This window comes from Actinoplanes sp. URMC 104 (genome assembly GCF_051386375.1).
GTDB lineage: Bacteria > Actinomycetota > Actinomycetes > Mycobacteriales > Micromonosporaceae > Actinoplanes.
This window is the reverse complement of sequence record NZ_JBPQTO010000012.1, coordinates 333515-360036: the sequence shown is the minus strand read 5'-3', so window position 1 is coordinate 360036 and position 26522 is coordinate 333515. Positions and strand designations below refer to the sequence as shown.

Sequence of the window (26522 nt, the reverse complement as noted above, 5' to 3'; positions counted from 1 at the left end):
CGGCGCATGAGCCCGGAGCGCCGGTAGGGCGGCGGCCGGGTAGCGTTCGACGACGTGCGCGTGCGTCCCGTCTCCGTCGACGGCCTCGTCGACGAGCTCGTCGATCTGCTGATATGTCGGAAAGCCGACAGTCACCTCCGGGTCGCCCTCGACGGCGCGCCCGCCGCCGGTCCGGGAGCGCTCGCCGACGCTCTCGTCGACCCGCTGCGGGCCCGGGGCCGACCGGCCGTACGCATCGACACCGCCGACTTTCTGCGCCCCGCCTCGCTGCGTCTGGAGTTCGGCCGGCAGGACCCCGACTCGTACTACCAGAGCTGGTTCGACGAGGCCGGGCTGGCCCGCGAGGTGCTCGGCCCGGCCGGTCCCGGCGGCTCCGGGCGGGTGCTCCGCAGGCTCTGGAACGCGGCCACCGACCGTGCCGCCCGCGAGCCGTACCTCGCGTTGCCTCCGGGCGCGATCCTGCTGGTCAGCGGGCCGTTGCTGCTGGGCGGCGGCCTCGCGTTCGACCTTGCCGTGCACCTCGAGATGTCCGCCGCGGCGCTGGCCCGCCGCACCCCTGGAGAGGACGCCTGGACCCTGCCCGCGTACGCCCGGTACGCCGCCGAGGTCGACCCGGCCTCCTTCGCCGACGTGGTCGTGCGCGTCGATGACCCGCGCCGGCCCGCGATCGTCGTCGAACGTTCCTGAAGCGAGTCTGTGGCGCATCCGACCACTGACAGTTATGCTCCGGTTACTTTTTCAGCGGAGGCCCCGTTTGGGATCTCCGGCGGCGGGTATCTGGCGGCACCACGGAGCGATGGCGTCGTCTGCAGGGGGACCCGCCGGTTGGGGCAGAGGAAGGCAGGGGAGCGCATGCTCGTCAATGGAGCGGTTATCACGGGCAAGGGTGCCGCCAAGGGGCGTACGCAGGAGGAGATCGACCAGATCCGCACGGTCCTCCGCACCCGGTTCGACGATCTGAGCACCGAGTACGAGGCCGCGCTGGCCGAGAACCAGAAGCTCCGGCTCGTCGAGATGGGCGACTCCGCGGGCGACGACCAGGCCGACAGCGGGTCGAAGACGGCCGAGCGCGACGCGGCGACCTCGCTGCTGCGGACCCTGCTGGACAGGCGGACCCAGGCCGAGCACGCGATGCAGCGGCTCGAGGAGGGCACATACGGCAACTGCGAGGGCTGCTCGAACCCGATCCCCTGGGAGCGGCTCGAGATCTTCCCCTCGGCCACCACGTGCGTCAACTGCAAGCAGAACCGCGAGCGCCGGGCCGGCTGACCGCGGAGAACCGACCGGGTCCGCCGCCGAGCGCGGCGGACCCGCTGTATCCGGTCTAGGTTGGGCAACCATGGGGACGATCCAGGTCGGCACGGCGTCGTGGACGGACAAGACGCTGCTCGCCTCGGGGTGGTATCCGAAGGACGCCGACACGGCCGAGAAGCGCCTGGCGTACTACGCGAAGCAGTTCGGGGTCGTCGAGGTCGACTCCACTTACTACGGGCCGCCCGCCGAGCAGACCAGCCGGCTCTGGGCCCAGCGCACGCCGGACGGCTTCACCTTCAACATCAAGGCGTTCAGCCTGCTGACCGGACACCCGACCAAGGTGACCGCGCTCTACAAGGACCTGCGGCCCGACACGGACAAGAAGAACGTCTACCCCGGCGATCTGGCTCCGCAGGCCTACGAGGAGGTCTGGACCAGGTTCCTCGCCGCGCTGGACCCGCTCGCCGAGGCCGGCAAGCTCGGCGCGGTGCTGTTCCAGTTCCCGCCGTGGTTCGGCATCCGCAGGTCCAACAAGGAGTTCATCCTCGAGGTCGCGGCCCGGTGCAAGCCGATCCGGCCCGTCTTCGAGTTCCGCAACGCCTCGTGGTTCGACGGCGCCAACCAGAACGAGACGCTCGACTTCCTGCGGGCCCACGAGCTCGCCTTCGTGGGCGTCGACATGCCGCAGGGCCACAAGAGCTCGGTGCCGCCGGTGCTGGCCGCCACCGCCGACCTGGCCGTGGTGCGCTTCCACGGCCACAGCGACAAGTGGACCAGCAAGGACATCCACGAGAAGTTCGGCTACGAGTACTCCCGCGAGGAGCTGGCGCAGTGGGCGCCGCGCCTGAGCGCCCTCGCCCGGGACGCCGACCGCACACACGTGCTGTTCAACAACTGCTACAGCGACTACGCCCAGCGCAACGCCACCGACATGCTGGAGCTGTTAGAGGGCGTCGAAGGGGACTGAGCGCCACGTCTCGGCGATGAGCTCGGCCAGCTTGTCGCCCGCCGAGTAGGCCAGGTCGTCGATCGTGGTGATCTCGCGGGCCGCCGCGTTGGAGTTGACCGCCACCGCGGCCGTGAAGTCGGGCAGCTCGGTGGCCGGCACGGGCCGCAGCGTCCACGGGGTGCCGCGCATGCTCATCGCGATCTGCAGCAGCACCATCGTGACGCCCTTGAGCATCGGCGCCTGCGGCCACACCACCTGGTCGCCGTTGAAGAACGCCACGTTCCACGTCGTGCCCTCGCGCACCAGCCCGTCCGCGCCGATCGACAGCGCGTCGTCGAAGCCGGCCGCCCGGGCGAGCAGCCGCGCCCGGACCTGCCGCATCGTCGCGGAGTGCTTGTGCTCGGGCCAGTCGCGCCGGAACGTGGGGTCGGTGCGCACCCGCAGCGGGGCGCCCGGCTCGTCGGGCACCGGGTCGCTGACCGCCACCACCACGTCGGGCGGACCGGCCGGGTCCTCGCCGGGCACGTAGGAGACGCGGACCGAGGCGTCGGCGGCGTCGCCGAGCGCGTGCAGGATCAGCTGCCGCAGCCGGTGCTCGTCGTCGAGCCCGGGCCGCCAGCCGAAGAACTCCTCGTTGCCGTCGGCCAGCCGCGCGAAATGCAGGGCGAGCCCGCGCACCCCCCGGTCCCGCACCTGCATCGACGTGAAGTGGCCGTAGTTGGTGACGGCCAGCCGGTGGGTGTCGGCGAGACCGGGTGGGCGGCCGTTCAGCTCGAGGTTGCGCACGGTCTCACCTTAAGGCGGGGGACCCGGGTCGTCGGCAGGCCCCGCCGGGACGCCTCCTCGGCGAGCACGCCCGCATCGATGACCGCCGCGCCGCCGGGGTCGTTGTTGAAGAACACGAAGGCTTCCCGTACGCCGGTGAGCCGCTCGGCCCACGTGCGCAGCGCGCCGGCCCCGTAGCGCGGCCACGGTCGCGCGCGCCCCTCGTGCAGGCGCAGGTAGACGAAGTCGGCCGTGTTCCACAGTGGCGTGATCGGGCGGCTCTTGCGGTCCGCCCAGCACAGCGCCGCGCCGTGCTTGGCCAGCAGCCGGCGGCAGTCGTCGGTCCACCACGTGTCGTGCCGCGGCTCGACCGCCACCCGTACGCCGGCCGGGATCAGGCTCAGCGTCTCGTCCAGCGCGCCGAGGTCGGCCTTGAGCGTCGGCGGCAGCTGCAGCAGCACCGGGCCCAGCTTGTCGCCCAGCGCGTCCGCCCGGCCGAAGAAGCGGGCCACCGGCTCGGCGGGGTCGCGCAGCCGCTTGATGTGGGTCAGGTAGCGGCTCATCTTGACCGCCACGCAGAAGTCGTCCGGCGTCCGCTGCCGCCACTGCTCGAAGGTCGACCGCTCGGGCAGCCGGTAGAACGCGTTGTTGACCTCGACGGTCGCGAACCGCTCGGCGTAGTGCTCCAGCCACAGCCGCTGCGGCAGCCCCGCCGGGTACAGGTAGCCGGTGTCGTCGCCGCCCCGCTCCGGCCGCCAGTCGCGGTACTGCCAGCCCGACGTCCCGATTTTGAGCATCCGTCTGAGATACCCGGCACAGCGCCGGTTAGGCCTGATGATCACGGGGTACCTCGCCGCTGCCGGGCACACCGAGGTGGCCGGCACATCCACCGACGCCAAGGAGCGGCTATGTCTCTCAGCGACGACGACATCACCTCGACCACGTCCGGCTCCGGCGAGGGCCCGGCCGACGGCGGCGCGAACCCGGGCGGCCACGACGGCGGCGCGGACGGCGGCGCGGGCGGCGAGGGCCCCGCGGACGGCGGCGCGAACCCCGGCGGCCACGACGGCGGCGCGGACGGCAGCGCGGGCGAGGGCCCGGCCGACGGCGGCGCGAACCCGGACGGCCACGACGGCGGCGCCGACGGCTCCGCGTCCTGAAAGAGCCCGGGATGACCTTCGACGCGCCGGGCGGTTCCCGCCCGGCGCTCACCCGGGCCGTGGCCGTCGAGCCCGGCAAGTTCGCCGCCGCGTACTGGGGCAAGGCGCCGCTGCTGTCCCGCGCCGGTGAGCTGGCCGGACCCGACGGCTTCACCGACCTGCTCTCCCCGGACGCGGTCGACGAGCTGCTCAGCCGTCGCGGCCTGCGCACCCCGTTCCTGCGGGTCGCCCAGCAGGGCAAGGTCCTGCCCGCCGCGCGCTTCACCGGCAGCGGCGGGGCCGGGGCCGAGATCGGCGACCAGGTCATCGACGAGCAGGTGATGCGGCTGTACGCCGAGGGCGCCACCCTGGTCCTGCAGGGGCTGCACCGGCTGTGGCCGCCGCTGATCGACTACAGCCGCCGGCTGGGCGCCGAGCTGCGCCGCCCGCTGCAGGTCAACGCGTACCTGACCCCGCCGGGCAGCCAGGGCTTCAGCACCCACTACGACACCCACGACGTCTTCGTGCTCCAGGTCGACGGCACCAAGCGCTGGCGGCTGCACGAGCCGGTGCTGGCCGACCCGCTGGAGAAGCAGGCGTGGGGCGGGCACGCCGACGAGGTGGCCGCCACCGCCCAGGGCGAACCTGCCATGGACGTGGTGCTCGCCCCCGGCGACGCGCTCTACCTGCCGCGCGGCTGGCTGCACTCGGCCGAGGCGCAGGGCACCCGGTCGCTGCACCTGACCATCGGCGTACGGGCCCTCACCCGCTATGCCGTCGTCGAGGAGCTGCTCGCGCTGGCCGCCGACGACGCGCGCCTGCGGGCCACCCTGCCGTACGCGGTGGACGTCGCCGACCCCGACGCGATCGAGCCCGAGCTCACCGAGACCGTCGAGGCGCTGCGTGACTGGCTCGCGACGGTCGAGCCGGCCGAGGTCGCGGCGCGGCTGCGCGCCCGGGACTGGCCGTCGGCGCGCCCCGAGCCGGTCAGCCCGCTCGCCCAGCTCGACTTCGTCGCCGGGCTGGCCCCCGACGACCGCGTCCGCGCCCGCGAGGGCCTGCGCTGGCAGCTCGCCGACGACGGCGCCGAGCACGTCGTGCTGCGCCTGACCGGCCGCACGATGCGCTTCCCGGCGTACTGCGCGCCCGCGCTGCAGTTCGCGCTCGGCGGCGATCCCGTACGGGTGGGCGACCTCCCGCTCGACGACGACGCCGACCGCCTCGTGCTGGCCCGCCGCCTGCTCACCGAGGCCCTGGTCGTCCCCGCCGGCTAGGCCGAGCGCAGCAGGGCCACCAGCAGGCCGGCCGTGATCAGGCCGGTCAGCAGCACCGTTGCCACCGCCGTGGCGTCGAGACCGGCGCCGCGGCGGTCGGCTATCCGCTTGGCGCCCACCACCGCGAGCACCGGGCAGGCGAGCAGCACGAGCAGCGCCACCACCGGCAGCGCGTCCTTCCACGTGCCGTCCGCCGCGCCGCCGCCGGTCTGGCGCAGCACCTGGTTGAGGATCGCGCCCGCCACCCCGCCCACGAAGCCCAGCGCCGCGAACAGCATCTTCACGCCGCCCGTGATGGGCCGGGCCGGGGCCGTGTACTTGACCTTCGTCGCGACCTCGTCGAGGTAGTCGGCGGCGTCGCGGTCGCTGCGCTGGCGGGGGATCGCGGCCGGCGGCGGGGTGCGCCCGTAGCGCTCGGCCACCGGGCCGACCTTGTGCACGTACTCCGACCACAACCCGGCCGCGCGCGCGTCCACCTCCTCGAGCGTGCGCTGCGCCGCCACGACGTCCCGCTTGGCGTCCTCGACCGCCCGGGTGGCGTTGCGCACCGCCTCGTCGGCCGCCGCGACCCGCCCGTCGTGCCAGCGCTGAGCCTCCGCGCGCAGGTTCGCCGCCTCCTCGTCCAGGGTGGTGAGCCGGCGCAGCACGCTGCGGTAGTCGGCGGTCTCGAAGTCGGCCGGCTGCAGCCCCGCGTGCTCGCTCACTGGCTGTCCCTTCTGGGCATGCCCTCCTGGCCCTCGCCCGCGAGGCCATGGGCCGGTGCGGCCGGGTGCCGCTCGGTGCAGTCGCTCATGCCACTCCGTACGGGATGATGACCTCGGCGCCCCGGTGCACCGAGCGGTCGAAGTGCAGCGCCCGCCACGGCCGCGGATACCAGGCCGGCGCGCCGGCGCCCGGATAGAACGGCGCGAGCTCGCTGCCGTGCACGTCGAGGGCCACCCACGCGCCGATCGGGTCGGTGCGCGAGGCCGGCCCGCCGAGCGCGTCGCGCAGCAGCCCCGCGCCCCGCCACCAGCCCAGCACGTGGATGCGCCGCTCCGGGCCCTGCCGAAGGATCGTGCGCAGCTGCTCGGCCGCGCCCTTGCCGCCGGGCAGCGCGTCGGCGGCGTAGACGAGCAGGAAATGCGGCCGGTCCGCGGGCCAGGACGCCGCCGACTCGGCCGCCGCGTCCTCGAGCACCCAGTCGGCGTTGTCGTGCTCGTACCAGCCGCAGTCGGGCAGCTGCGAGCACAGCGCCGCCGCGGCGGCCCGGGCGTCCGGGTCGAGGCACAGGATCGAGAACCGCGCGCCGTCGGCCGGGAACTGCCGGGCCAGCGACAGCGCGGCGGTGGCCAGCACCGAGCACGCCTCGTCCATCCGGGTGCCCAGCACGGCCAGGTTGCGTCCCGGCGCGCGGCGCAGCACGGTCCGCGCCGAGCGGGCCTGGACGTCGATCGTCTCGCCCAGCAGCACCGCCGGCGCGGGCGTCGACTCGGCCGGCGCGAGCCGCCGGAAGTCAGGGCTGTCCGCCAGCCGCGGGACGACGTCGCCGTCGAACAGCCGCGGCGCCCCCAGCTCGGCCGGGCGCTGACGCCACAGCCGGTGCTGCAGCGCGTTCCACCGCTCCCGGTCGCCCGCGGCCGGCACCCGGACGACCCGGTTGGCCTCGGCCGCGCCGGAGTCGGCGTTGACCACCGCGTGATAGCGGGGCAGCGACTCGGCCGCCGTGTTCTGCTCGGCCAGCACCCGCCGGGCCCGGGGCAGCGCGATGCGCAGCGAGAACTGCGCCACCAGCGCCGGGCGGCCCCACAGCGCCTCGATGCCGGACACGTCCTGGCTGGCCAGGATCAGGTGGATGCCCTGCGAGCGGCCCCGGCGGGCGAGGTCCTCGAGCAGGTCCACGGCCTCCTTCTCGACCGCGTCGCGGCCCGAGAGCAGCACCTGGAACTCGTCGATCACGGCGACGATCCGCGGCCACGACCCCTCCGGGTCCTCCGCCCGCAGCTCCGCGAGGCTGGTCACCTCGTACCGCTTGGCGGCGTCGGCCCGCCGGCGCAGCTCGTCGCCGAGGAAGCGCAGCAGCGCCAGCCCGAACTCGCGGTCGGTGTTGACGTTGACCCCGACCAGCCGCACGTGCGGCAGCCAGGTCTGGTCGCGGCGGCCCGGCGCGAACCGGGCGAACGACACGCCCTCCTTGAAGTCGAGCAGATAGAAGGCCAGCTCGCCGGGGGAGTAGCGGGCGGCGAGCGCGCCCATCCAGGCGTAGATGAGGTTGGTCTTGCCGGTGCCCGACGGCCCGGCGATCAGCGCGTGCGGCGGGTAGTCAGCCAGCGTCACCGGCACCGGCACGCCCTGCGGGCTGTCGCCCAGCGGCGCGGTCAGCCCGGTCGCCGAGCTCTCCTGCCACTCCACCTGCGGCAGCAGGCTGTCCAGCGCCACGGGGGCGGGCCCGGCGGCGACGGCCTCGGCGATCCGGCGGCACGTGGCCGCGACCACCGCCTGCGGCGGGCCCCCGTCCAGCCGTACGGGCAGAGCCCCCGCGCTGCTCATGCGCGCGTGGTCGCCCGGGGCCGCCGTGATGAACTCCACGCCGTCGCCGGCCGGCACGGGCAGGCCCTGGATGACCAGGTGCACCCCGCAGGCCGCGCCCGTGCGCAGCAGCCGCTGCAGCTGCGCCTGCTCGGCCCGGCTCAGCTCGCCCGCGCCCAGCAGCACCGCGATCCGCCACGGCTCGGGCCGCCGGTGGGTGGCCGCGTTCAGCTCGCGCAGCGACGTGTACTCGCCGGCCAGCACGGTCTCGTTGATCCGGCGCACCTGGTCGGTCAGGTCGTCGAGCAGCGCGCCCAGCCCGCCCGGCCCCACGAAGGTGAGCACGTTGACCGGTGCGAGCGGCGCGAACCGGGCCAGCCCGCCGCCCAGGTGCTCCGGGTCGTACCCGATGATCTGCACCGCGCCCGGCGGGGCCGTGCCCAGCGCGCGCAGCAGCAGCCCGGCCACCACCTCGTCGCCGAGCGTCCGGTCGCCGCGCACCACCACGTGCCCGCGGTCCAGCAGCGGCACCAGCGCCGGCACGTCCTCGGGGTGCGGCAGCAGCAGCCGCCCGACGCGCAGCTCGGCGGCCCGGTCGAGCGGGGTCGGCTGCCAGTCGTCCCACGGGTCCCCGGCGGCGCCCGGCGCGGCGCGGTCCGCGGCCTTCGCGGCGGCCTCGGCGTACGCGGCCAGGTCCGTCCTGTGCTGATCGTCGATCTCGGCCAGCCGCGCGTCGCGGGCCGCGTCCAGCTTGTAGCGCCGTTCCCCGGCGGCCTGCGCCACCCGGCGGCGGCGGTCGACGGCGCGGGTGTAGGCGGCACGGGCCTCGTCGAGCGCGGTCGACGCCGCGCCGAGCGCGTGCGACAGCCCCGCGCGGATGTCGATCACCTGCTGTGTGGTCGACTCAGCCATCGTCCTCTACTTCATGGCGTACGGGATCCGGGGTGTTCGGGTCCAGCGAGCCGGCGTCGCGCCCCAGCCGGGCGAGCAGCACGCCGGTGAGCACGCTCGACGTGACCGCGCTGTCGGCGGGGTGCGTGGCGGCGCGGGGTTCCTTGTCCTGGGTGGGCACGCGGCAGATGCGTGCGATCAGCGTCTCGAGCACGGCCGGCGACGTGCCCGGCAGCAGCGATCTGACCCGTCCCTCCGCGGCCGAGCGCAGCCGGGGCACGTCCTCGGGGCGCGGGTCGTGCCCGAGCAGGTCGCTCGCCAGCCGGTGCAGCACCGGCGAGCTGACCGCCGACAGCGCCAGCCCCGTCGAGGCGTTCACCCCGTGCAGCTCCCGGCCGAGCCGCGCGCGGTCGCCGGCCCGTACCCCCGTCGCCACCCGCCGCAGCAGCTCCGCGGTGTCGGGGCTGTTGTTCCGGTCGGTCTCGGCCGGCGCCGGCTCACCGGTCAGCTCCGCGACGCGCTTCTGCCACCACGGCCCGAGGTTCTCCGCCGGCGCGGCGGCCTCCTCGTCCGGCTGCTGCTGCGGGGTCTGCTCGAGGCCGGCCTTCCAGTCCCGGTCGGGCGGCGCGGCGGCCTCGCCGGACAGCCCGATCGCGGCCAGGTAGCGGGCGATCGAGTCCTGCGCCAGCCGCAGCGCGGCCGCGGCCCGCTCGGCGTGCTCGGTCGCGTTGCCCAGCTGCGGCACGCCCATCGGGTCCTGCGAGGTCTCGCGCACCCACATCAGCAGCTCGGTCGCGCTGCGCAGCTTCTCCAGCGCCACGGTGACCTGGCCGGTCGGCAGGTCCTCCGAGGTCGCGCGGAGCTGCGCGCCGAGTTCCTGGATCAGCGACATCGCGTCAGAGCATCGCCGTGTAGGTCTGCGCCTGCTCGATCGCCTGCAGCGTCGCGCTCAGGCAGTCCTCGAGGGACTGATCGGCCTGCGAGAGCGAGGCGTGCGCCGAGCCGACCGCGTCGCTGCCGCTGCCGTCCAGCGCGGAGGCCAGGCTCTGCTGCGCCTCGCCGAGTTTCTCGCGGGCCGCCTGTATCGCGGCCTGCCCCTCGGTGACCTGCTGCAGTGCAGCGTCCACAGCCGCTTTGACTTCGGCGACACTGGCCACCCGTAGTGCCTCCTGCTGTATGGAGCCTGCATACCGAACTTCAGACTACTGCCCCGTTGGTGTCCCGCCGTCCGGGCCGTCCCCTTTGGGCGCTCCCTGATGGGAGCGTTTCCGGAACGCCCGGGGCGAGCGCTGCCGCACGCCCCGGACCCGACCGGCGAGTGAACCGGAATGAACCCTGAGAGTGGCAGCCGAGCCGCATCGGCGGAAGCGTACGCCCGGCCCCGGAGCGACGACATTCACCCCGGGGAGTGGATCTTCTTCCCCTACCGGGATCATCTCGTGGCGTCACCGCTCCCGCAGCCCCGGCGGACCCGCCGGTGTGGACCCTCGCCGCGTCGTGATGGCCATGGCGGCGACCGCGACAACGCCGGCAATCGGGGCGAAGGCGAACCCGGCCCGCACCCCCGCGGCGGTGAGCGGCCCCGCGACCGCCGCCCCCAGGGCGCTGCCCACGCTGAACGCGGTCATGATCCACGCGAACGCCTCGACGGCGGTCCCCGCGGGGGCGAGCCGGTCGGCGTTGAGGAACACCGCGGTCAGCACCGGTGGCAGCATGACGCCGCTCAGCACCAGCAGCACCGTCATCGCCACCGTGCCGGGCGCGGTCAGCAGCGGCAGGTAGCCGACGGCGAGCGCCGCGGTCAGCAGCGGCAACCGCCGGCGCCCGCCCGGGGTGACGCGCGTGTAGACCAGCCCGCCCACCAGCGCGCCACCCGCCTGGGCCGCGAGCAGCCAGCCGGTCAGCGAACGGTCGCCCAGCCCCTCCGCATAGCCGGTCAGCACCACGGGGATGCTGCCGACCGCCGCGCCCACGAACGCCACGCCGGCCACCAGCACCGCGAGCCGCCGTGACCGCAGCGGCCCGAGCCAGTGCCGCTGCACCGCGGCCGTGCCTCGCCACGCCCGTACGGCAGGTGCCCTGATGAAGGCGACCACGCCCACGACCTGCAGCAGAGCGGCCGCGTACAGCCCCGCGACAGGTCCCGCGGCGGCCACCGCGGCGAGGGTCACCAGCGGCCCGGTCACGAAGATTACTTCTTGGACCGCGATGTCCAGGGCGTAGGCCGAGTGCACCACGTCGGCGGGAACCAGCGCCGGCCACAGCGCGCGCAGGCAGGCCTCGAGCGGCGGCGTCCCCAGCCCGGCGAGCGCCGCGCCCACGCCGATCACCAGCGGCCGCCCGCCGCCGAGCGCGGCGATCACATAGCCCACCGTCGACACGGCGGCCGACCCGTACAGGACGGGTGGCTGCCGCCAGCGGTCGACTGCGCGGGCCAGCACCGGCGCGCCCACCGCCATGCCCGCGGTGAAGACGGCCACGAGCGCGCCCGCGACGGCCAGGCTGACCGACTCGCGGGCGAACAACAGCAGCGCCAGCGGCGAGGCCGCCAGCGGAAGCCGGCCCACCTGGCTGGCGGCGAGCACGAGCGGCACCGACGGCCGGCGCAGCACGGCACGGGCCCCGGCCCGTTCGACTTGCTCAGCGGACACGACAGATCTCCCACCAAGATCAGCAAGCGGTGCGTAGTGAGCCACCACCTCCCCCGCCCACCCAGGGAAGGGGCGACACTACGCGACGGAAAGCGCTTCCCCGGCGCTGTCCACAGCGCCCGATCACGCACAGCATGAAAAGCCCACAGGCCTGGCAGGCTCAGCGTTTCAGCTCAGCGGCCCCCGCGGCCCCCGCGGCCTCGGCCGGCCGGGCGGACTTGGCGGGCCCCCGCGCCCGCGGCCCCCGCCGTCCCGGCGGGCTCGGCGGCTTCGCCGGCCGGGCGGACTTGGCGGGTCCCCCCGCGGTCCCGGCGGGTCCCCCCGCGGTCCCGGCGGGTCCCCCCGCGGTCCCGGCGGGCCCCCCGCGGTCCCGGCGGGCCCCCCGCGGTCCCGGCGGGCCCCCGCGGTCCCGGCGGGCCCCCCGCGGTCCCGGCGGGCCCCCCGCGGTCCCGGCGGGCCCCCCGCGGTCCCGGCGGGCCCCCCGCGGTCCCGGCGGGCCCCCGCGGTCCCGGCGGGCCCCAGCGGGCTTGGCCCCGGCGGGCCGGGAGGACTCGACAGGCCCCGGCGGGCCTCGGCGGGCGCGGCGGCCCCGGCGACTCAGCGTGGAACCCGGCAGGCCCGGGAAGCTTGGAACCCGGCGCGCCCGGCGCAAGGGCCCGGCCGGCCCGCAGCCGCGGCGAGCGCAACGTGAAGCCCGGGCGCACCACGCACCGGCCGCAGAGCCGTCTACCCGGGCGGCGGAGACGGCGCGAAGTCGCGACGCTCGTGATCATCGCCGTACAGCGGCAACGGCGGCGTGATCCACGTGGCGGCCGGCACCCACACGGCGGCCGTCGAGCGTGCGATCACGCCCTCAGCCTACCGCCGCGGAACGCTGGACGGACCCTTCACCTCGGCGCCGAGGGCCGCCACCCGTTCCCGCAGCCCGCGGTCCGCCGTGACGACCACGATCTGCCGGTCGCCGGCCTCGGCACGCACGAGGTCGACGATGGCGTCGTCCCCCGACCCGGCCGCCCGCACCACCCGGACCTCCGTGCCGCCGGCCGCGATGTCGCGGGCCTTGCCCTCCACGACCAGCGCGACCTCGACCGGCCCCGGCAGCCCGGGCAGCCCCTGGGTCGCGACCGGCGCCAGGGCGTCGCGCAGCCGGACGGCCGCGGCCGCACGGTCGCGCCACCATCCGTCGGGTACGGAACCGACGACGTTGGCCCCGTCGACGACCACCAGAGGTACGGTCATGGAGTTGAGCGTACCCGAGTCAACTTTCCGCGAAAGATGGGAATGGTTGTCAGGTCCACGGCGCTGACATGGGGGCGTGCACGGCGGGTGAACCGCCCGCACGAAGGCTACGGAAAGAAGAGAGAAGACGTATGAGCATCGGACCGATCGGACCGACTGGTCCCGGCCAGTGGGACGACTTCTTCGCGCGCTTCTTCGGTGCGGCCGACCCGCGCCGCTCCGCGCGCATCGACATCACGAAGTACATGAGCGGCGACGCGCGTGAGGTGCTCTCCGCCGCCGCCCGCCGCGCGGCCGAGCTCGCCGATCCGGATCGTCCGGTCGCCGACCTGGACACCGACCACCTGCTGTGGGCGGTCCTCCAGCAGGAGCCGATGAAGCAGACCGTCCGCCGCGCGGGCGCCGACCCCGAGTCGCTGCTCGCCGCGCTCGGCCGCCCCGCCGGAATTCGCGAGGAGCTGCCGGCCCAGGTCGCGCTGACCCCCGCCGCCAAGCGCGCGCTGCTCGACAGCCTGCAGATCTCGCGGGCGCTGGGCTCCTCGTACGTGGGCCCCGAGCACATCCTCATGGCGCTCGGCCTCAACCCCGACTCGGCGGCGGGCCGGATGCTCGCCGGCAAGCTCGACCCGCAGGCGCTGCAGCAGCAGGGCAGCGCGGAGCCCAAGCCGAGCCAGGGCCGGGGCGGCAACCCGGGCAACCCGAACACCCCCACCCTCGAGCAGTTCGGCGTGGACCTCACCGAGATGGCCCGCCGCGGCGAGATCGACCCGGTGATCGGCCGCGCCGACGAGATCGAGCAGGCCGTCGAGATCCTCTCCCGGCGCACCAAGAACAACCCGGTGCTGATCGGCGAGGCCGGCGTCGGCAAGACCGCGATCGTCGAGGGCCTGGCCCAGCGCATCGTGGACGGCGACGTGCCGCTGACCCTGGAGAACAAGCGGGTCATCCAGCTCGACCTGGCCGGCCTGGTGGCGGGCACCCGCTACCGCGGCGACTTCGAGGAGCGCCTGCGCAAGGTGATCGACGAGATCCAGAGCGAGGGCGACGGCCTGATCGTCTTCCTCGACGAGATCCACACCCTGGTGGGCGCCGGTGGCGGCGGTGGCGACGGCGGCGGCATGGACGCGAGCAACATGCTCAAGCCGGCCCTGGCCCGCGGTCAGCTGCGGGTGGTCGGCGCGACCACCCTCGACGAGTACCGCAAGCACATCGAGAAGGACGCGGCGCTGGCCCGGCGTTTCCAGCCGGTGCTGGTCGGCGAGCCCTCGGTCGAGGACACGGTGCAGATCCTGCGCGGCCTGCGCGACAACTACGAGGCGCACCACCAGGTGCGGATCACCGACGAGGCGCTGGACGCCGCGGCGGAGCTGTCCGACCGCTACATCACCGACCGGTTCCTGCCGGACAAGGCGATCGACCTGATCGACCAGGCCGGCGCGCGCGTGCGGCTGCGGGTCAAGACCCCGGACGCGGGCGTACGGGAGCGGGAGCGCCGGCTCGACGAGCTGTCGCGCGACCGTGACCAGGCGGTGGCGGCGGAGAACTACGAGAAGGCCTCCGCGCTGCGCGACGAGATCAACCAGCTCAAGGCCAAGATCGAGCAGGGCGTCACCGGGATCGAGGGCGTTCCGCACGTCACCGAGGCGGACATCGCCGAGGTGGTGAGCCGGGCCACCGGCATCCCGGTCGCGCAGCTCACCGAGGAGGAGCGCGAGCGCCTGCTACGCCTCGAGGGGCACCTGCACGAGCGGGTGATCGGCCAGGAGGACGCGGTCGTGGCGGTCGCCGAGGCGGTGCGCCGTTCGCGCGCCGGGCTGGGCGACCCGGACCGGCCGGTGGGCAGCTTCCTGTTCCTCGGCCCGACCGGCGTCGGCAAGACCGAGCTGGCCCGGTCGCTGGCCGAGGCGCTGTTCGGCGACTCGGACCGGATGATCCGGCTCGACATGAGCGAGTTCCAGGAGCGGCACACCGTGTCGCGGCTGGTCGGGGCGCCTCCCGGCTACGTGGGCTACGACGAGGCCGGGCAGCTCACCGAGGCCGTGCGCCGCCGCCCGTACAGCGTGGTGCTCCTCGACGAGATCGAGAAGGCCCACCCGGACGTGTTCAACGTGCTGCTGCAGGTGCTCGACGACGGGCGGCTGACCGACAGCCAGGGCCGTACGGTCAGCTTCAAGAACACCGTGCTGATCATGACCAGCAACCTGGGCTCCGACCTGATCAGCGGCACCCGCCGCAGCGTCGGGTTCGGCGCGGTGGGCGGCGCCTCGCCCGACGAGGAGCTGCGCGACCGGCTCGACCGGCGGCTCAAGGAGCAGCTGCGGCCCGAGTTCATCAACCGGATCGACGAGATCATCGTCTTCCGGCAGCTGGAGCAGGAGCAGGTCCGCCAGATCACCGAGCTGATGCTCGGCGAGACGCGGCGCCGGCTGCACAACCAGGACGTCACCCTGGAGCTCACCACGGCGGCGATCGACTGGCTGGCGGACAAGGGCTTCCAGCCGGAGTTCGGCGCCCGCCCGCTGCGCCGGGTGATCCAGCGCGAGCTGGACAACCGGCTGTCGAGCATGCTGCTCGGCGCCGACCTGGCGCCCGGGCAGACGGTGAAGGTGGACGCCCCGGACGGCGCGCTCACCTTCCAGGTCGCGGCGACCGCGAACGTCTGAGCAAGCGAGGAAAGGGCCCGGCTGCGCGCCGGGCCCTTTTCTACTTCTCCGTGGCGGCGGCCAGGCCCACCACGCCGAGGTGCGGATGGTCGGCCATCCACTCGACGAAGTCGGGGTTGCGGCCGACGACCTCCTGGTACGCCTCCTGGGCCATTTCCATGAGCTTGGCCGCGCTGCCGGCCGCCTGCGAGTCGGGGTGCCAGCCCAGCACCAGCCGCCAGCGCAGCGGCGCGCCCCGCAGCGGCCGCGAGGTCAGCCCCGGCGGCGGCCGGAACGTCCCCTGGCAGAGCGCGAGCGCCATCCCGGACTCGACCATGTCGAGGCAGCCGCGCACGTCGCTCTCCAGCATGCGCCGCGGGGTGAAGCCGGACCGCGCGCAGGCGGCCGCGAAGCAGTCGCCGAAGCAGCCGTCCCCGGTGGTGGCCACCCACGACTCGGAGGCCAGCTCGGCGAGGTCGACGTCGGCCTCCTTGGCGCCGGGATGGTCCTCGGGCATCAGCGCGCAGATGCCGTCCACGGCGATCGTCTGCCAGTGCAGCCCGTAGTCCGCCGACGGCAACGCGTCGCCGCAGACCCCGACCTGCGCGTAGTCGAGCTTGCCGGCGAGCACCATGTTCGCCAGGTCGTCGACGTAGTACGAGGCGTGGGTGGTGATCTGCGCGTCGGGCTGGGCCTGGGCCAGCCGCGACACCATGCCGCCGATGATCGGGCCGCCCGACGCGCCGATCCGGTAGCGGCTCATCGAGTCGTGCCCGCTCGCGCCGGCGAGCCGGGCCGCCTCGTCCTGCAGGCCCTTCATCGCCGGGAGCAGCACCCGGGCGCGGGCGAGCACCAGCTCGCCGAGCGCCGTGGGCCGGGCGCCGCGACGGTCCCGCTCGAACAGCGGGCCGCCCAGAGTGCGTTCGATGCGCTGCAGCTGCGCGGTCAGGGCCGGCTGGGCCAGCCCGAGCTGCGATGCCGCCTTGGTCACGCTGCCAGTCTCGGCGATGGCGCAGACCACCTTGAGATGCCGCAGCTCCAGGTTCATAACGTGACGTTAGGACCAAGAAGACATCGAAGGCTAGCCCTATGAGCGTGCGAAGATTCCCACACTTGTGACAAATGGGTTAACGAATCCGGTGTAATGCCTACAAATCCTTGGCGTACGTCGTCCGCCGCGTGACGGCATCGCGAAGTTTGTCCACGACGGCCACGGCCGGGTCGACCACCTTGTTCCACGGCGGCGTCGACGGGGTGCCGGGGTGCGGGCGGGTCGGCGCCGCCTCGGCGGCCGTCTCGAAGCGGTTGCCGACGCGGATCAGGTCCTCGATCGGCACCATCTGCACGAGCACCGGCAGCAGCTCCTCGGCGTCGGCGTCCACGTGCCGGCGTACGGCCTCGGCGACGTCCCGGGCGCGCTCGGGGGAGGGGTCCTTCTGCAGATGTTGCAGGGTGGTCAACAGCTGCCGGTCCTCGGCGAGCTCGCGCGCCGCCAGCTCGTCGCCGCCGGGAACGGTGCGCCGCACGGCGGGATAGAGGTACTGCTCCTCGGCGCTGAGGTGGCGCGACAGCTCGGCCACCACGACGTCGGCGAGCCGCCTGTCACCCGGCTCGGCGAGCAGCCGGTCGCAGAGCCGCTGCAGCTTACGGTGTTCCTCGGTGACCACGTCGACGACGTTGCGCCCGGTGGTCTCGCCGCCGACCGGCGGCAGCGGGGGAAGGTTCAACGAAGACACGGGCGGCCATTACCCGAGCGGCCGGTCGTTACAAACCCCTGGTAAGAAGAGCCAATGGAGACCACCGCCGCCGACGAGGTCGTGGGCATCTGCCGCGACCTGCTGCGCATCGACACCACCAACACGGGCGACCCGCGGACGACGGTCGGGGAACGCGCCGCCGCCGAGTACGTCGCCGGCAAGCTGGGCGAGGTGGGCATCGGCGTCGAGCTGCACGAGTCGGCGCCCACCCGCGCCAACCTGGTGGCCCGCATCCCCGGCGCCGACCGCAGCCGCGGCGCGTTGCTGGTGCACGGCCACCTCGACGTGGTGCCCGCCGACGCGAGCGAGTGGTCGGTGCACCCGTTCTCCGGCGAGGAGAAGGACGGCTACCTCTGGGGCCGCGGCGCGATCGACATGAAGGACTTCGACGCGATGATGCTCGCCGTGGTCCGCGACTGGGCGCGCACGGGCTACGTGCCGCCGCGCGACATCGTGCTGACGTACACCGCCGACGAGGAAGCCGGCATGCAGTACGGCTCGCAGTGGCTGGTGGAGAACCACCGCGACCTGTTCGACGGCTGCACCGAGGCGATCGGCGAGGTCGGCGGCTACTCGTACACGGTGAACGACGACCTGCGGCTCTATCTGGTGCAGACCGCCGAGAAGGGCCTGGACTGGCTGCGGCTGCACGCGACCGGGCGGCCCGGGCACGGCTCGTTCATCCACGACGACAACGCGGTCACCTCGCTGTCCGAGGCCGTCGCGCGGGTGGGCCGGCACCGGTTCCCGACCGTGGTCACCCCGACCGTACGGGCGTTCCTCGAGCAGGTCGGCGAAGCGTTGCAGATCGACATCGACCCGGCCGAGCCGGAGATCGCGATCGCCAAGCTGGGCCCGATCGCGAACCTGATCGGCGCGACCATCCGCAACACCGCGAACCCGACCCGCCTCGAGGCCGGCTACAAGGACAACGTCATCCCCGGCCGCGCGTCGGCGACGATCGACTGCCGCACGCTGCCCGGCGAGGCCGACCGGTTCCTGGCCGAGCTGCGCGAGCTGATCGGGCCCGACCTCGAGATCGAGCACGTGCACCAGCAGCCGGCCGTCGAGACCGAGTTCGGCGGTGAACTCGTCGACGCGATGGGCGCGGCGCTGCGCGCGGAGGACCCGGGGGCGCGTACTGTGCCGTACCTGATGTCCGGGGGCACCGACGCGAAGGCGTTCTCGACGCTGGGCATCCGGTGCTTCGGGTTCGCCCCGTTGCGGCTTCCGGCCGACCTGAACTTCGCCTCGCTGTTCCACGGCATCGACGAGCGCGTCCCGGTGGAGGGGCTAAAGTTCGGCGTGCGTGTGCTCGACCGTCTGCTCCGGAACAGCTGAATCTGTGGAAGGACCCATACCGATGACCGACCAGAACGCGGAGCTCGACGCCGCCCTCGAGCGCGTCGTGGAGGCTGCCCGGGCGCACCTCGCGGCGGTCAAGGCGGCCGAGGGCCGGGTCGACGACGACGGCGTCTGGCAGGCGTACGTCGACCTCAACAACGCCTCCTACGCGTACGACGAGAAGCTGCTCGACGCCTACGGCGAGGTGACGCCGTGGGACGTGGAGTCGATCGACCCCAACGAGGCCGACCAGCGCTTCGGGCTCGGCGTCGACGGCTTCGAGGCGGCCGACTCCGCGGACCCGTACCCGCAGGTGCTGTCGGTGCGCCAGCGGCGCGACTACCGCGTGCCGAGCGTGTCGGCGCTGCTGCGCCGGGCCGAGGAGGCGCGCCGCAGCTCCGTGCCCGAGGACGAGGACCCGGGCGCGGTCGAGACGGTCGGCGAGGCCGTGCTCGAGCTGCTGCAGGCCGGCGACGGGTCGCTGTCGTCGCTGGACGTGCCCGAGCTGGAGCCGCTCGACGGCCTGCTCACGGTCAGCGAGATCTCCCAGCCGCTCGACCTCGACGAGTTCGAGGACTCCGACGGCGACGGCCCGTTCGCGCCCAAGCAGGGCGACCTGCTCGTCGGGCGCCTCGACGAGCACCCCTTCCTGCCCGACGAGGACGACGACGAGCACGACCACGCGGGCCATCACCATCACTGATCAAGTTGTGACCGAAAGAAGGGCTCGTCCTGGCGGACGGGCCCTTCTTCAGTAGCTCAGCCCCGGCTGCGGGGTGGGCTGGATCCGGCGGCGGAGCATCACCTTGCGGGTGCCGTCCCGGAACAGCTGGACGCGGGCCAGCTCCCATCCCGAGAACTCCGCCTGAATGGCGAGCTGCGCCGCCGCGGTCAACCGATCGACATTCGAGGGCAACCGCAGCGGCGCGTATTCGTAGTCCATGGCCACTAGAGTGCACCCGCCCCGCGGGCCCCGACAAGCGTCGGCGGCCGATGCCCCGAGCTGCGGCGACGATCACAGACCGCCGCCCGTGACAGCTGGTACACATACCTCCCGGCCGACGAGGCGCCGGGACGAGCAGAGGGCGGGGACGGCATGACCGATCAGCAGCACGAGCCGGGCCCCGAGCGGATGAGCAGCAAGTTCCTCTGGAGCGACGACGCCGCGCCGATCGTGCTCGACGTCGTGGAGGACCCGTTCGACGGGTCCGACGAGGAGGCCGGCCCGGGCGGCTCTCACCCGGCGACCACGGAGCCCTGACGCGCTGCCGCATCCCCCGCGCCGGTGGCTCCCCGGCCGCAGACGCGGCAGGCGGGCCGGCGGCGCAGGGCGTAGGCGAGCGTGGCCGCGCCCAGCGCGACCGCCCAGACCGGCCACGTCATCATGGGCGCGACGGCCATCGTGTCGGTGCCGAGCTTGTCGTAGAAGACCGGGTCGGCGTAGAACGCCACCGAGGCCGACATCACGAGGATCGCCACGGTGGTGGCGGGCACGGTGGCCAGCCGGATCGGCACCCGCCGGCCCGCGAGCCCGGGCATCCACCGACCGAAGACCTCGCCCCAGCGCTGCACCAGCCCGAGCGTGAGGACCGCGCCGGCCACGGCGAAGGCGCCCAGCCCCGTGCCGGCCCACACGGCCCCGCTGTCGCGCAGGTCGTCCAGGCCGTCGGAGGACAGGCCGAGCGGGATGCCGAGGGCCCAGGCGAACCGGGTCAGCGCGTACAGGACCGGGACGGCGGCCGCCACGAACGTCGCCGGCCGGCCCCACCGCTCGGCGGACTCCTGTGAGGTCCAGCCTCCGCGCCGGTCGTCGCGTCCGCAGTCCTCGCAGGCGCCGGCGGTGCGGAACTGCCAGCGCAGCGCGGCCCGGGCGAGCAGCACGCCGCCCAGCACGGCGAACACCTGGTTGGCCAGCGTCCACGTGAACACCTCCGAGTAGTCGACGGGCGGCCAGCCGAACGGCGCGCCGAGGATGAGCATCGGCGCGTAGCCGGCGAGGGCCAGCAGCCGCATGTCGGGCAGCACCACTAGCAGGCCGGCCGCGACCAGAAGGACGTACGTCAGGAGGATGAACCGCGCCGCGCGGGGCGGCCGCGCCGTCCCGCTCATCACGAGCAGCGCGACGGCGGCCGGCAGCAGCACGCAGGCGAACAGCGCCGAGCCGACGTCCGCCGGCACGGCCCGCAGCGGGCTGGTGTCGCTCGCGTCGCTGCCGGGGCCGTAGGGGAAGCCGCTGCCGGTGACGGTCCAGAGCAGCGCGACGGTGCCGTAGAGGGCGGCCCAGCCGGCCGCCAGTTTCTGCGCCGCGGCGGTCATGCCGCGACCCGTCCGGGCGCCACCGCGGCGTGGCCGGCTCCGCGGCCGCAGGTCTCGCAGGCGGGACGGCGCCGCAGGTGGTATCCGAGGGTGGCCGCGGCGAGCGCGAGGCTCCAGAGGGGCCAGGTCGCGATCGGCGCGGCAGCCAGCCCCTCCACGGCCATGTCGGCGAAGGCGTCGCCCTGGGTGAAGAAGCCGATCGACGCGGACATCACGAAGATCGCGACCAGCGTGGCGGGCACGGTGGCCAGCCGGATCGGCACCCGCCGGCCCGCCAGGCCGGGCATCCACCGCGGGAAGACCTCGCCCCACCGCTGCGTCAGGCCCAGCGTCAGCACCGCGCCCACCACGGCGAACGTGCCGAGCCCGGCGCCGGCCCAGACCAGCCCGGTGTCCTGCAACTGGCGCAGGAACTCCTCGGAGATGCCGAGCGGGATGCCGGCCGCCCAGGCGAGCCGCACCACGGCGTACAGCACCGGGATGAACGCGGCGAGGTACGCCGCCCACCGGCCCCACCGCGCCGCGGACTCGCGTGAGGTCCAGCCCTCCCGCCGGTCGTCGCGTCCGCAGTCCTCGCAGGCTCCCGAGGTGCGGAACTGCCAGCGCACGGCGGCCCGGGCGAGCAGCACGCCGCCGAGCACGGCGAACGCCTGGTTGGCCAGCGTCCACGTGAAGACCTCGGAGTAGTCGACGGGCGGCCAGCCGAACGGCGCGCCGAGGATGAGCATCGGCGCGTAGCCGGCGACCTCCAGCAGCCGGACGTCGGGCAGCACCACCAGCAGGGCGGCGGCGACCAGCCCGACGTACCCGAGCAGCACGACCCGCGCCGCCCGCGGCGGCCGGGCGCCCCCGCTCATGATGAGCAGCGCCAGCGCGGTCGTCAGCAGGACGGCCGCGAACAGCGGCGCCCCGACCTCGGCGGTCACGGCCCGCAGCGGGCTCACCTCGCTCGCCCGGGTGCCGGGGCCGTAGGGGAAGCCGCTGCCGGTGACGGTCCAGACCAGCGCGACGGTGCCGTAGAGGGCGGCCCAGCCGGCCGCCAGTTTCGGTGCCCTGTTCGTCATGCCCCGACCCTCGCGGAGGATCGACCGCGGCGGATCCCGGCGGCGGGGGAGCGGGCTCCCTCGCTAGGGGGAGATGAACCCCGAGCGGTACGCGGCGACGACCGCCTGCGTGCGGTCGCGGACGCCGAGCTTGGCCAGCACGTTGCCGACGTGCGACTTGACCGTCTCGACGCCGAGCACCAGCCGGGCGGCGATCTCGGCGTTGGACAGCCCCTCGGCCATCAGCCGCAGGACCTCGGCCTCGCGCTCGGTCAGCGGCGCGCCCGGCAGCCGGCCGGTGGACGGCCGCTGGTGGCCGGCGGCCAGGCGCCGTACGGCCTCGGGGAACAGCAGCGAGTCCCCCCGGGCCACCAGCCGGACCGCCTCGGCGATCCGCTCGGGTCTGGCCCGCTTGAGCAGGAAGCCGCTCGCGCCGGCCGCGAGCGCCTCGTACACGTACTCGTCGTTCTCGAAGGTGGTCAGCACGAGCACCCGGGGCGGGTCGTCGAGGCGGTCCAGCAGCAGGCGGGTCGCCTGGATGCCGTCGATGCGCGGCATCCGCACGTCCATGAGCACCACGTCGGGGCGCAGCCGGAGCGCCTGCGGGACGACCTCGTCGCCGTCCGCGGCCTCGCCGGCGACCGTGACGCCGTCCGCGGCGCTCAGCACGGCCCGCAGCCCGGCGCGGATCAGGTCGTCGTCGTCCACGATCAGCACCCGGGTCACCGGCCCTCACCCCCGTAGGGCAGCCGCGCCACCACACGCCACACGCCGCCGTCCGCGCCCGCCGTCAGCTCGCCGCCCAGCAGCCGTACGCGTTCCCGCATGCCCGCCAGCCCCCGCCCGCCGCCGGCCCGGCCGTCCGGCTTGATCGTGTTGGTCACCTCGATGACCAGGTCGTCCGGCGCGGTGATCCGCAGCCGTGCCCGCCCGGTGCCGTGCTTGGCCGCGTTGGTCAGCCCCTCCTGCACGATCCGGTAGGCCTCCCGGGAGATCGGCGGCGGCACTGGAACGTCGGCGATCTCGGCGTCGACCGGCCCGGTGAGCAGCCGGCCCACCTCGCCGAGGGTGGGCGCCTCGGCGTCGCGCAGCAGGCCCAGCACGGCGTCGAGCTCCTCCAGGGCCGTACGCCCCTGGTCCTCGATGGCGCTCAGCGCGCGCCGGGCGAACTCGGGGTCGCTGTCGAACACCGTGCGCGCCGCGCCCGCCTGCAGCGTGACCGCGGTGAGCGCGTGCCCGACCGAGTCGTGCAGCTCGCGGGCCAGCCGGTTGCGCTCGGCCAGCTCCCGCTCCCGGGCCTCCAGCGTGGCCACCCGCTCGGCCTGCGACGGGCCGAGCAGCACCGGCGCCATCGTCGCGGCCAGCGAGCCCAGCCCGGCGGTGGCGTAGAGCGCGCCGAGCAGCAGCAGGACCGCGGCCGCCAGGCCGGGCACCGGGCCGAGCACGCGCTCCTGCCCGGCCGCTGCCAGCACGGCCACCGGCACCGCGACGAGCACGGCGGCGCCGACGACCGCGCCGGTCAGCAGGTGCAGCCCGAACCAGAGGGCGGCGCGGATCCGCGTCTCGCGGGCGAGCGGGCGGCCGCGGTCGGGGGCGGGCAGGTCGACGTCGAGCAGCGCGCGGGCGGCGGCGATCTCCAGCTCGCGGGTGCCGCCCAGGAACGGCGGGACGGCGGCCACCGCGGCGGCGACCAGACCGGTGACGACCACGCCGGGCAGGTCCTCCCGCGGACCCGCCACCATCCCCGCGAGCAGCGCTCCGATGAGGGCGTACGGGAGCAGGATGACCGCTCCGAGCAGCAGGAACACCGCGCGCCGGTAGGTGGCGGCGCGCAGCAGCGGGCGCAGCAGGACGACGGGTCAGCCCTCGCCGTCCGGGTAGCCGACGCCCTCGCGCTCGGGGTAGCCGACGTCGATCGCGGACACGTCGTCGAGCGCGTTGGCGATCTCGGCGGGCAGGGTCAGCTGCTCGCTCTGCAGCGCCCCCTGCAGCTGACCGGCGGTGCGGGCGCCCAGGATGGGGGCGGCCACGCCGGGGCGGTCGCGGATCCAGGCGAGCGCCACCTCGACGGGGGAGACGCCCAGCCCGGCGGCGGCGGTGACGACCGCCTGCACGATGCTGGAGCTGCGCGGTTCCAGATAGGTCTGCACGAACGGCGCCAGGTGCTCGGTGGCGGCGCGCGAGTCGAGCGGGCGGCCGTTGCGGTACTTGCCGGTCAGCACGCCGCGGCCCAGCGGCGACCAGGCCAGCACGCCGAAGCCGAGCGCCGCCGAGGCGGGCAGCAGCTCGCGCTCGATGCCGCGCTCGAGCAGCGAGTACTCCATCTGGGCGGCCACGATCGGCGCCCGTCCCGGGTACGCCGCCTGCCAGGTCGCGGCCCGGGCGGTCTGCCACGCCGCGAAGTTCGAGACGCCGACGTAGCGCACCCGGCCGCTGGTCACGGCGTGGTCGAGGGCGGCCAGCGTCTCCTCGAGCGGGGTCATCGGGTCGTAGCCGTGCACCTGCCACAGGTCGACGTAGTCGGTGCCGAGCCGGCGCAGCGACGTGTCGAGCGAGCGCAGCAGGTTGCCGCGGGAGCCGTCGCGGCGGCGGAACCCGTGCGGGGTTAGCCCGGCCTTGGTCGCGATCACCACCTCGTCGCGGGGCACGAGGTGGTCGAGCAGCGAGCCGATCACCGACTCCGCGTCGCCGTCGCCGTACACGTCGGCGGTGTCCAGCAGCGTGCCGCCGGCCTCGAGGAACAGCTTGAGCTGCGCGGCCGCGTCGTCCGGGTCGGTGTCGCGTCCCCAGGTCATGGTGCCGAGAGCGAGCCGGGAGACCGCCAGCCCGCTACGGCCGAGCGGTCGTTGCAGCATGGGTGAACCTTATTCAGAACTTGTCAAGAGCGAAATCCTCGGAGCCGGGCCGATCCGGACCGCCGCGCGATCAGTAGGCTCTGCGGGAACGACCACCTGCGGGAGGGTAATCGTGCGGCTCGGATTGAACCTCGGCTATCAGGCGGCGTGGACCACGCCGGCCGACCACCTGGCGATGGCTCAGGAGGCGGACCGGCTCGGCTACTCGGTGGTGTGGTCCGCCGAGGCGTACGGGTCCGACACGGTCAGCATGCTGGCCTGGATCGCGGGGCAGACCGAGCGCATCGACCTGGGCGCGGCGGTGATGCAGATCCCGGCGCGCACGCCCGCGACGACCGCCATGACCGCGGCCACCATCGACGCGCTCTCCGGCGGCCGGTTCCGGCTCGGGCTGGGCGTCTCGGGCCCGCAGGTCTCCGAGGGCTGGCACGGCGTGCGGTTCGCCAAGCCGCTGGCCCGCACCCGGGAGTACGTGGAGATCGTCAGGATGGCGATCGCCCGGCAGCCGGTGTCGTACGCGGGTGAGCACTACACGCTGCCGCTGCCCGACGGCCCCGGCAAGGCGCTGCGGCTGGGCTTCCACCCGCCGCGCGAGGCCGTGCCGATCTATCTGGCCGCGGTCGGCCCCAGGAACCTGGAGCTCGCGGGCGAGATCGCCGACGGCTGGCTGGCCATCTTCTTCGCGCCCGACGCCGCGGGGGAGCACCTGCAGCACATCGAGCGCGGCCGGGCCAAGCGCGGGCTCGGGCTGAGCGGCTTCGACGTGGCGGCCGGCGTGCCGGTCGTGGTCGGCGACGACGTGGCCCGCTGCGCCGACGTGCTGCGGCCCTACACCTCGCTCTACGTGGGCGGCATGGGCAGCCGCGAGCAGAACTTCTACAACCAGCTGGCGGTGCGCATGGGCTACGCCGACGAGGCGGCGCGCGTGCAGGAGCTCTACCTCAGCGGCCGCAAGGCGGAGGCGGCCGCGGCCGTGCCGCAGGAGTTCATCGAGCGCACCTCGATCCTGGGCAACAAGATCCAGGTCAGGGAACGGCTCAAGCAGTACGCCGCGGCGGGCGTCGGCACGCTGTCGATCAGCCCGTACGTCGGCGACCTCAAGAGCGGCCTCGACACGCTGCGGATCGTCGCCGAGGCCCACGCCGAGTCGGGCGTGGGCGCGTAGTGGCCACCCTCCTGCTGCTGCGGCACGGGCGCACCACGGCCAACACCAGCGGCGAGCTGGCCGGCCGGCGCCCCGTGGAGCTCGACGAGACCGGGCGCGCCCAGGCCGAGCGCGTCGGGGAGCGGCTGCGCCCGCTGCCGCTCGCCGCGGTCGTCACCAGCCCGCTGGTGCGCTGCCGCACGACCCTCGAGCTGGCGCTGCCGGGCGTCACCCCGGTGACCGACGAGGGGCTGACCGAGTGCGGGTACGGCGACTGGGAGGGCCGGCTGCTCAAGGACCTGACCTCCGAGCCGCTCTGGCCGGTCGTGCAGCAGCATCCCAGCGCGGCCGTGTTCCCCGGCGGCGAGGCGATGGCCGCGATGGCGGCGCGGGCGATCGCGGCCGTACGCCGCTGGGACGCCCGGGTCACCGAGGCGCACGGGCCCGACGCCCTGTGGCTGGCGTGCAGCCACGGCGATGTGATCAAGGCCATCGTGGCGGACGCCCTGGGGCTGCACCTCGACCAGTTCCAGCGGATCGTGGCCGACCCCGCGTCGGTCAGCGTCATCCGCTACACGCCCACGCGGCCCTTCGTCGTGCGGCTCAACGACACCGCCGACCTGGCGTCGCTGATCCCGGCCCCGTCGGCCGCGGCCGACGGCAACCGGTCGGACGCCGCGGTCGGCGGAGGCGCCGGCTCCGGCAGCTGACTGCACTGGGTGACCAGCGTGTTACCGCAGGGTGCCGCGCA

At 74.5% G+C, this 26522-nt stretch carries 28 protein-coding genes; 11 read left to right on the top strand and 17 right to left on the bottom strand.

Annotation, left to right across the window (positions count from 1 at the left end; translation table 11 throughout):
- Nucleotides 1-54: 54 nt before the first annotated feature.
- From ACSNN8_RS40600 to ACSNN8_RS40590, 3 genes are all read left to right on the top strand, one after another.
- Entirely contained in the window at nucleotides 55-687 is a 633-nt protein-coding gene (locus tag ACSNN8_RS40600; protein ID WP_436656278.1) for a uridine kinase, read from the top strand.
- Nucleotides 688-852: 165 nt separating this feature from the next.
- Complete coding sequence (locus ACSNN8_RS40595; protein WP_436656276.1) at nucleotides 853-1269, top strand: TraR/DksA family transcriptional regulator; 417 nt, start codon at nucleotides 853-855, stop codon at nucleotides 1267-1269.
- Nucleotides 1270-1339: 70 nt separating this feature from the next.
- Nucleotides 1340-2221 carry a DUF72 domain-containing protein gene (locus ACSNN8_RS40590; RefSeq protein ID WP_436656274.1) on the top strand — a complete coding sequence of 294 codons (882 nt, stop codon included), beginning with the start codon at nucleotides 1340-1342 and terminating at the stop codon, nucleotides 2219-2221.
- Here the strand turns inward: ACSNN8_RS40590 and ACSNN8_RS40585 are convergent.
- The gene (locus tag ACSNN8_RS40585; RefSeq protein ID WP_436656272.1) at nucleotides 2198-2989 is read right to left on the bottom strand and encodes an aminotransferase class IV; all 792 of its coding nucleotides are present in this window, start codon (nucleotides 2987-2989) and stop codon (nucleotides 2198-2200) included. The two genes, ACSNN8_RS40590 and ACSNN8_RS40585, sit on opposite strands and share 24 nt — an antisense overlap.
- Nucleotides 2971-3765: a DUF72 domain-containing protein gene (locus tag ACSNN8_RS40580; RefSeq protein ID WP_436656270.1), complete on the bottom strand. Its 795-nt coding sequence runs from the start codon at nucleotides 3763-3765 to the stop codon at nucleotides 2971-2973. The genes ACSNN8_RS40585 and ACSNN8_RS40580 overlap by 19 nt, the downstream gene beginning before the upstream one ends.
- A gap of 111 nt (nucleotides 3766-3876) precedes the next feature.
- Between ACSNN8_RS40580 and ACSNN8_RS40575 the strand changes: the two genes are divergently transcribed.
- Both ACSNN8_RS40575 and ACSNN8_RS40570 read left to right on the top strand, forming a co-directional pair.
- Nucleotides 3877-4128 (top strand): BatC protein, encoded by a 252-nt coding sequence (locus ACSNN8_RS40575; RefSeq protein ID WP_436656268.1) that lies wholly within the window; start codon nucleotides 3877-3879, stop codon nucleotides 4126-4128.
- An 11-nt stretch (nucleotides 4129-4139) separates the two neighbouring features.
- Nucleotides 4140-5381 (top strand): cupin domain-containing protein, encoded by a 1242-nt coding sequence (locus tag ACSNN8_RS40570; RefSeq protein WP_436656266.1) that lies wholly within the window; start codon nucleotides 4140-4142, stop codon nucleotides 5379-5381.
- On the opposite strand, the gene ACSNN8_RS40565 is transcribed toward ACSNN8_RS40570, so the two are convergent.
- The 7 genes from ACSNN8_RS40565 to ACSNN8_RS40535 form a co-directional block, all read right to left on the bottom strand.
- The gene (locus tag ACSNN8_RS40565) at nucleotides 5378-6085 is read right to left on the bottom strand and encodes a hypothetical protein (RefSeq protein WP_436656264.1); all 708 of its coding nucleotides are present in this window, start codon (nucleotides 6083-6085) and stop codon (nucleotides 5378-5380) included. The two genes, ACSNN8_RS40570 and ACSNN8_RS40565, sit on opposite strands and share 4 nt — an antisense overlap.
- Nucleotides 6086-6170: 85 nt before the next feature.
- On the bottom strand, nucleotides 6171-8801 hold the full coding sequence (locus tag ACSNN8_RS40560) for an FtsK/SpoIIIE domain-containing protein (RefSeq protein WP_436656262.1): 2631 nt from the start codon (nucleotides 8799-8801) through the stop codon (nucleotides 6171-6173).
- On the bottom strand, nucleotides 8794-9672 hold the full coding sequence (locus ACSNN8_RS40555) for a hypothetical protein (RefSeq protein ID WP_436656260.1): 879 nt from the start codon (nucleotides 9670-9672) through the stop codon (nucleotides 8794-8796). The genes ACSNN8_RS40560 and ACSNN8_RS40555 overlap by 8 nt, the downstream gene beginning before the upstream one ends.
- Before the next feature lie 4 nt (nucleotides 9673-9676).
- Entirely contained in the window at nucleotides 9677-9937 is a 261-nt protein-coding gene (locus ACSNN8_RS40550; RefSeq protein WP_436656258.1) for a hypothetical protein, read from the bottom strand.
- Between the two features lie 288 nt (nucleotides 9938-10225).
- A complete protein-coding gene (locus ACSNN8_RS40545) occupies nucleotides 10226-11431 on the bottom strand; it encodes an MFS transporter (RefSeq protein WP_436656256.1) in 1206 nt (401 codons plus the stop codon).
- A gap of 726 nt (nucleotides 11432-12157) precedes the next feature.
- Nucleotides 12158-12280: a hypothetical protein gene (locus ACSNN8_RS40540; RefSeq protein ID WP_436656254.1), complete on the bottom strand. Its 123-nt coding sequence runs from the start codon at nucleotides 12278-12280 to the stop codon at nucleotides 12158-12160.
- 9 nt (nucleotides 12281-12289) lie between these two features.
- Nucleotides 12290-12670 carry a hypothetical protein gene (locus ACSNN8_RS40535; RefSeq protein WP_436656252.1) on the bottom strand — a complete coding sequence of 127 codons (381 nt, stop codon included), beginning with the start codon at nucleotides 12668-12670 and terminating at the stop codon, nucleotides 12290-12292.
- A gap of 131 nt (nucleotides 12671-12801) precedes the next feature.
- Here ACSNN8_RS40535 and ACSNN8_RS40530 point away from each other — a divergent pair, with 131 nt between their 5' ends.
- Nucleotides 12802-15333, top strand: coding sequence for an ATP-dependent Clp protease ATP-binding subunit (locus ACSNN8_RS40530; protein WP_436656250.1), 2532 nt, complete (start codon nucleotides 12802-12804; stop codon nucleotides 15331-15333).
- Between the two features lie 40 nt (nucleotides 15334-15373).
- Here ACSNN8_RS40530 and ACSNN8_RS40525 read toward each other — a convergent pair whose 3' ends face one another.
- Both ACSNN8_RS40525 and ACSNN8_RS40520 read right to left on the bottom strand, forming a co-directional pair.
- Nucleotides 15374-16360, bottom strand: coding sequence for a LysR family transcriptional regulator (locus ACSNN8_RS40525; RefSeq protein WP_436656248.1), 987 nt, complete (start codon nucleotides 16358-16360; stop codon nucleotides 15374-15376).
- Nucleotides 16361-16460: 100 nt separating this feature from the next.
- Entirely contained in the window at nucleotides 16461-17039 is a 579-nt protein-coding gene (locus ACSNN8_RS40520) for a hemerythrin domain-containing protein (RefSeq protein WP_436656751.1), read from the bottom strand.
- A gap of 63 nt (nucleotides 17040-17102) precedes the next feature.
- On the opposite strand from ACSNN8_RS40520, the gene ACSNN8_RS40515 reads away from it, so the two are divergent.
- Nucleotides 17103-18410 carry a M20/M25/M40 family metallo-hydrolase gene (locus ACSNN8_RS40515; protein ID WP_436656246.1) on the top strand — a complete coding sequence of 436 codons (1308 nt, stop codon included), beginning with the start codon at nucleotides 17103-17105 and terminating at the stop codon, nucleotides 18408-18410.
- 22 nt (nucleotides 18411-18432) lie between these two features.
- Nucleotides 18433-19116 (top strand): hypothetical protein, encoded by a 684-nt coding sequence (locus ACSNN8_RS40510; protein WP_436656244.1) that lies wholly within the window; start codon nucleotides 18433-18435, stop codon nucleotides 19114-19116.
- A 48-nt stretch (nucleotides 19117-19164) separates the two neighbouring features.
- Here ACSNN8_RS40510 and ACSNN8_RS40505 read toward each other — a convergent pair whose 3' ends face one another.
- The gene (locus ACSNN8_RS40505; RefSeq protein WP_169179144.1) at nucleotides 19165-19356 is read right to left on the bottom strand and encodes a DUF5703 family protein; all 192 of its coding nucleotides are present in this window, start codon (nucleotides 19354-19356) and stop codon (nucleotides 19165-19167) included.
- A gap of 153 nt (nucleotides 19357-19509) precedes the next feature.
- Between ACSNN8_RS40505 and ACSNN8_RS40500 the strand changes: the two genes are divergently transcribed.
- Nucleotides 19510-19674, top strand: a complete 165-nt coding sequence (locus ACSNN8_RS40500; protein WP_436656242.1) for a hypothetical protein — start codon at nucleotides 19510-19512, stop codon at nucleotides 19672-19674.
- Here the strand turns inward: ACSNN8_RS40500 and ACSNN8_RS40495 are convergent.
- The 5 genes from ACSNN8_RS40495 to ACSNN8_RS40475 all read right to left on the bottom strand — a co-directional run bounded on the left by ACSNN8_RS40495 (nucleotide 19650) and on the right by ACSNN8_RS40475 (nucleotide 24627).
- A complete protein-coding gene (locus ACSNN8_RS40495; RefSeq protein WP_436656240.1) occupies nucleotides 19650-20729 on the bottom strand; it encodes a hypothetical protein in 1080 nt (359 codons plus the stop codon). The genes ACSNN8_RS40500 and ACSNN8_RS40495 overlap by 25 nt on opposite strands.
- Complete coding sequence (locus ACSNN8_RS40490) at nucleotides 20726-21793, bottom strand: hypothetical protein (protein ID WP_436656238.1); 1068 nt, start codon at nucleotides 21791-21793, stop codon at nucleotides 20726-20728. The genes ACSNN8_RS40495 and ACSNN8_RS40490 overlap by 4 nt, the downstream gene beginning before the upstream one ends.
- A 63-nt stretch (nucleotides 21794-21856) precedes the next feature.
- On the bottom strand, nucleotides 21857-22498 hold the full coding sequence (locus ACSNN8_RS40485; protein ID WP_436656236.1) for a response regulator: 642 nt from the start codon (nucleotides 22496-22498) through the stop codon (nucleotides 21857-21859).
- Entirely contained in the window at nucleotides 22495-23580 is a 1086-nt protein-coding gene (locus ACSNN8_RS40480; protein ID WP_436656234.1) for a sensor histidine kinase, read from the bottom strand. The genes ACSNN8_RS40485 and ACSNN8_RS40480 overlap by 4 nt, the downstream gene beginning before the upstream one ends.
- Nucleotides 23581-23631: 51 nt before the next feature.
- Nucleotides 23632-24627: an aldo/keto reductase gene (locus tag ACSNN8_RS40475; RefSeq protein WP_436656232.1), complete on the bottom strand. Its 996-nt coding sequence runs from the start codon at nucleotides 24625-24627 to the stop codon at nucleotides 23632-23634.
- 112 nt (nucleotides 24628-24739) lie between these two features.
- On the opposite strand from ACSNN8_RS40475, the gene ACSNN8_RS40470 reads away from it, so the two are divergent.
- Nucleotides 24740-25792, top strand: a complete 1053-nt coding sequence (locus ACSNN8_RS40470; protein WP_436656230.1) for an LLM class F420-dependent oxidoreductase — start codon at nucleotides 24740-24742, stop codon at nucleotides 25790-25792.
- Entirely contained in the window at nucleotides 25792-26481 is a 690-nt protein-coding gene (locus ACSNN8_RS40465; protein ID WP_436656228.1) for an MSMEG_4193 family putative phosphomutase, read from the top strand. The genes ACSNN8_RS40470 and ACSNN8_RS40465 overlap by 1 nt, the downstream gene beginning before the upstream one ends.
- The last annotated feature ends 41 nt before the right edge of the window (nucleotides 26482-26522 follow it).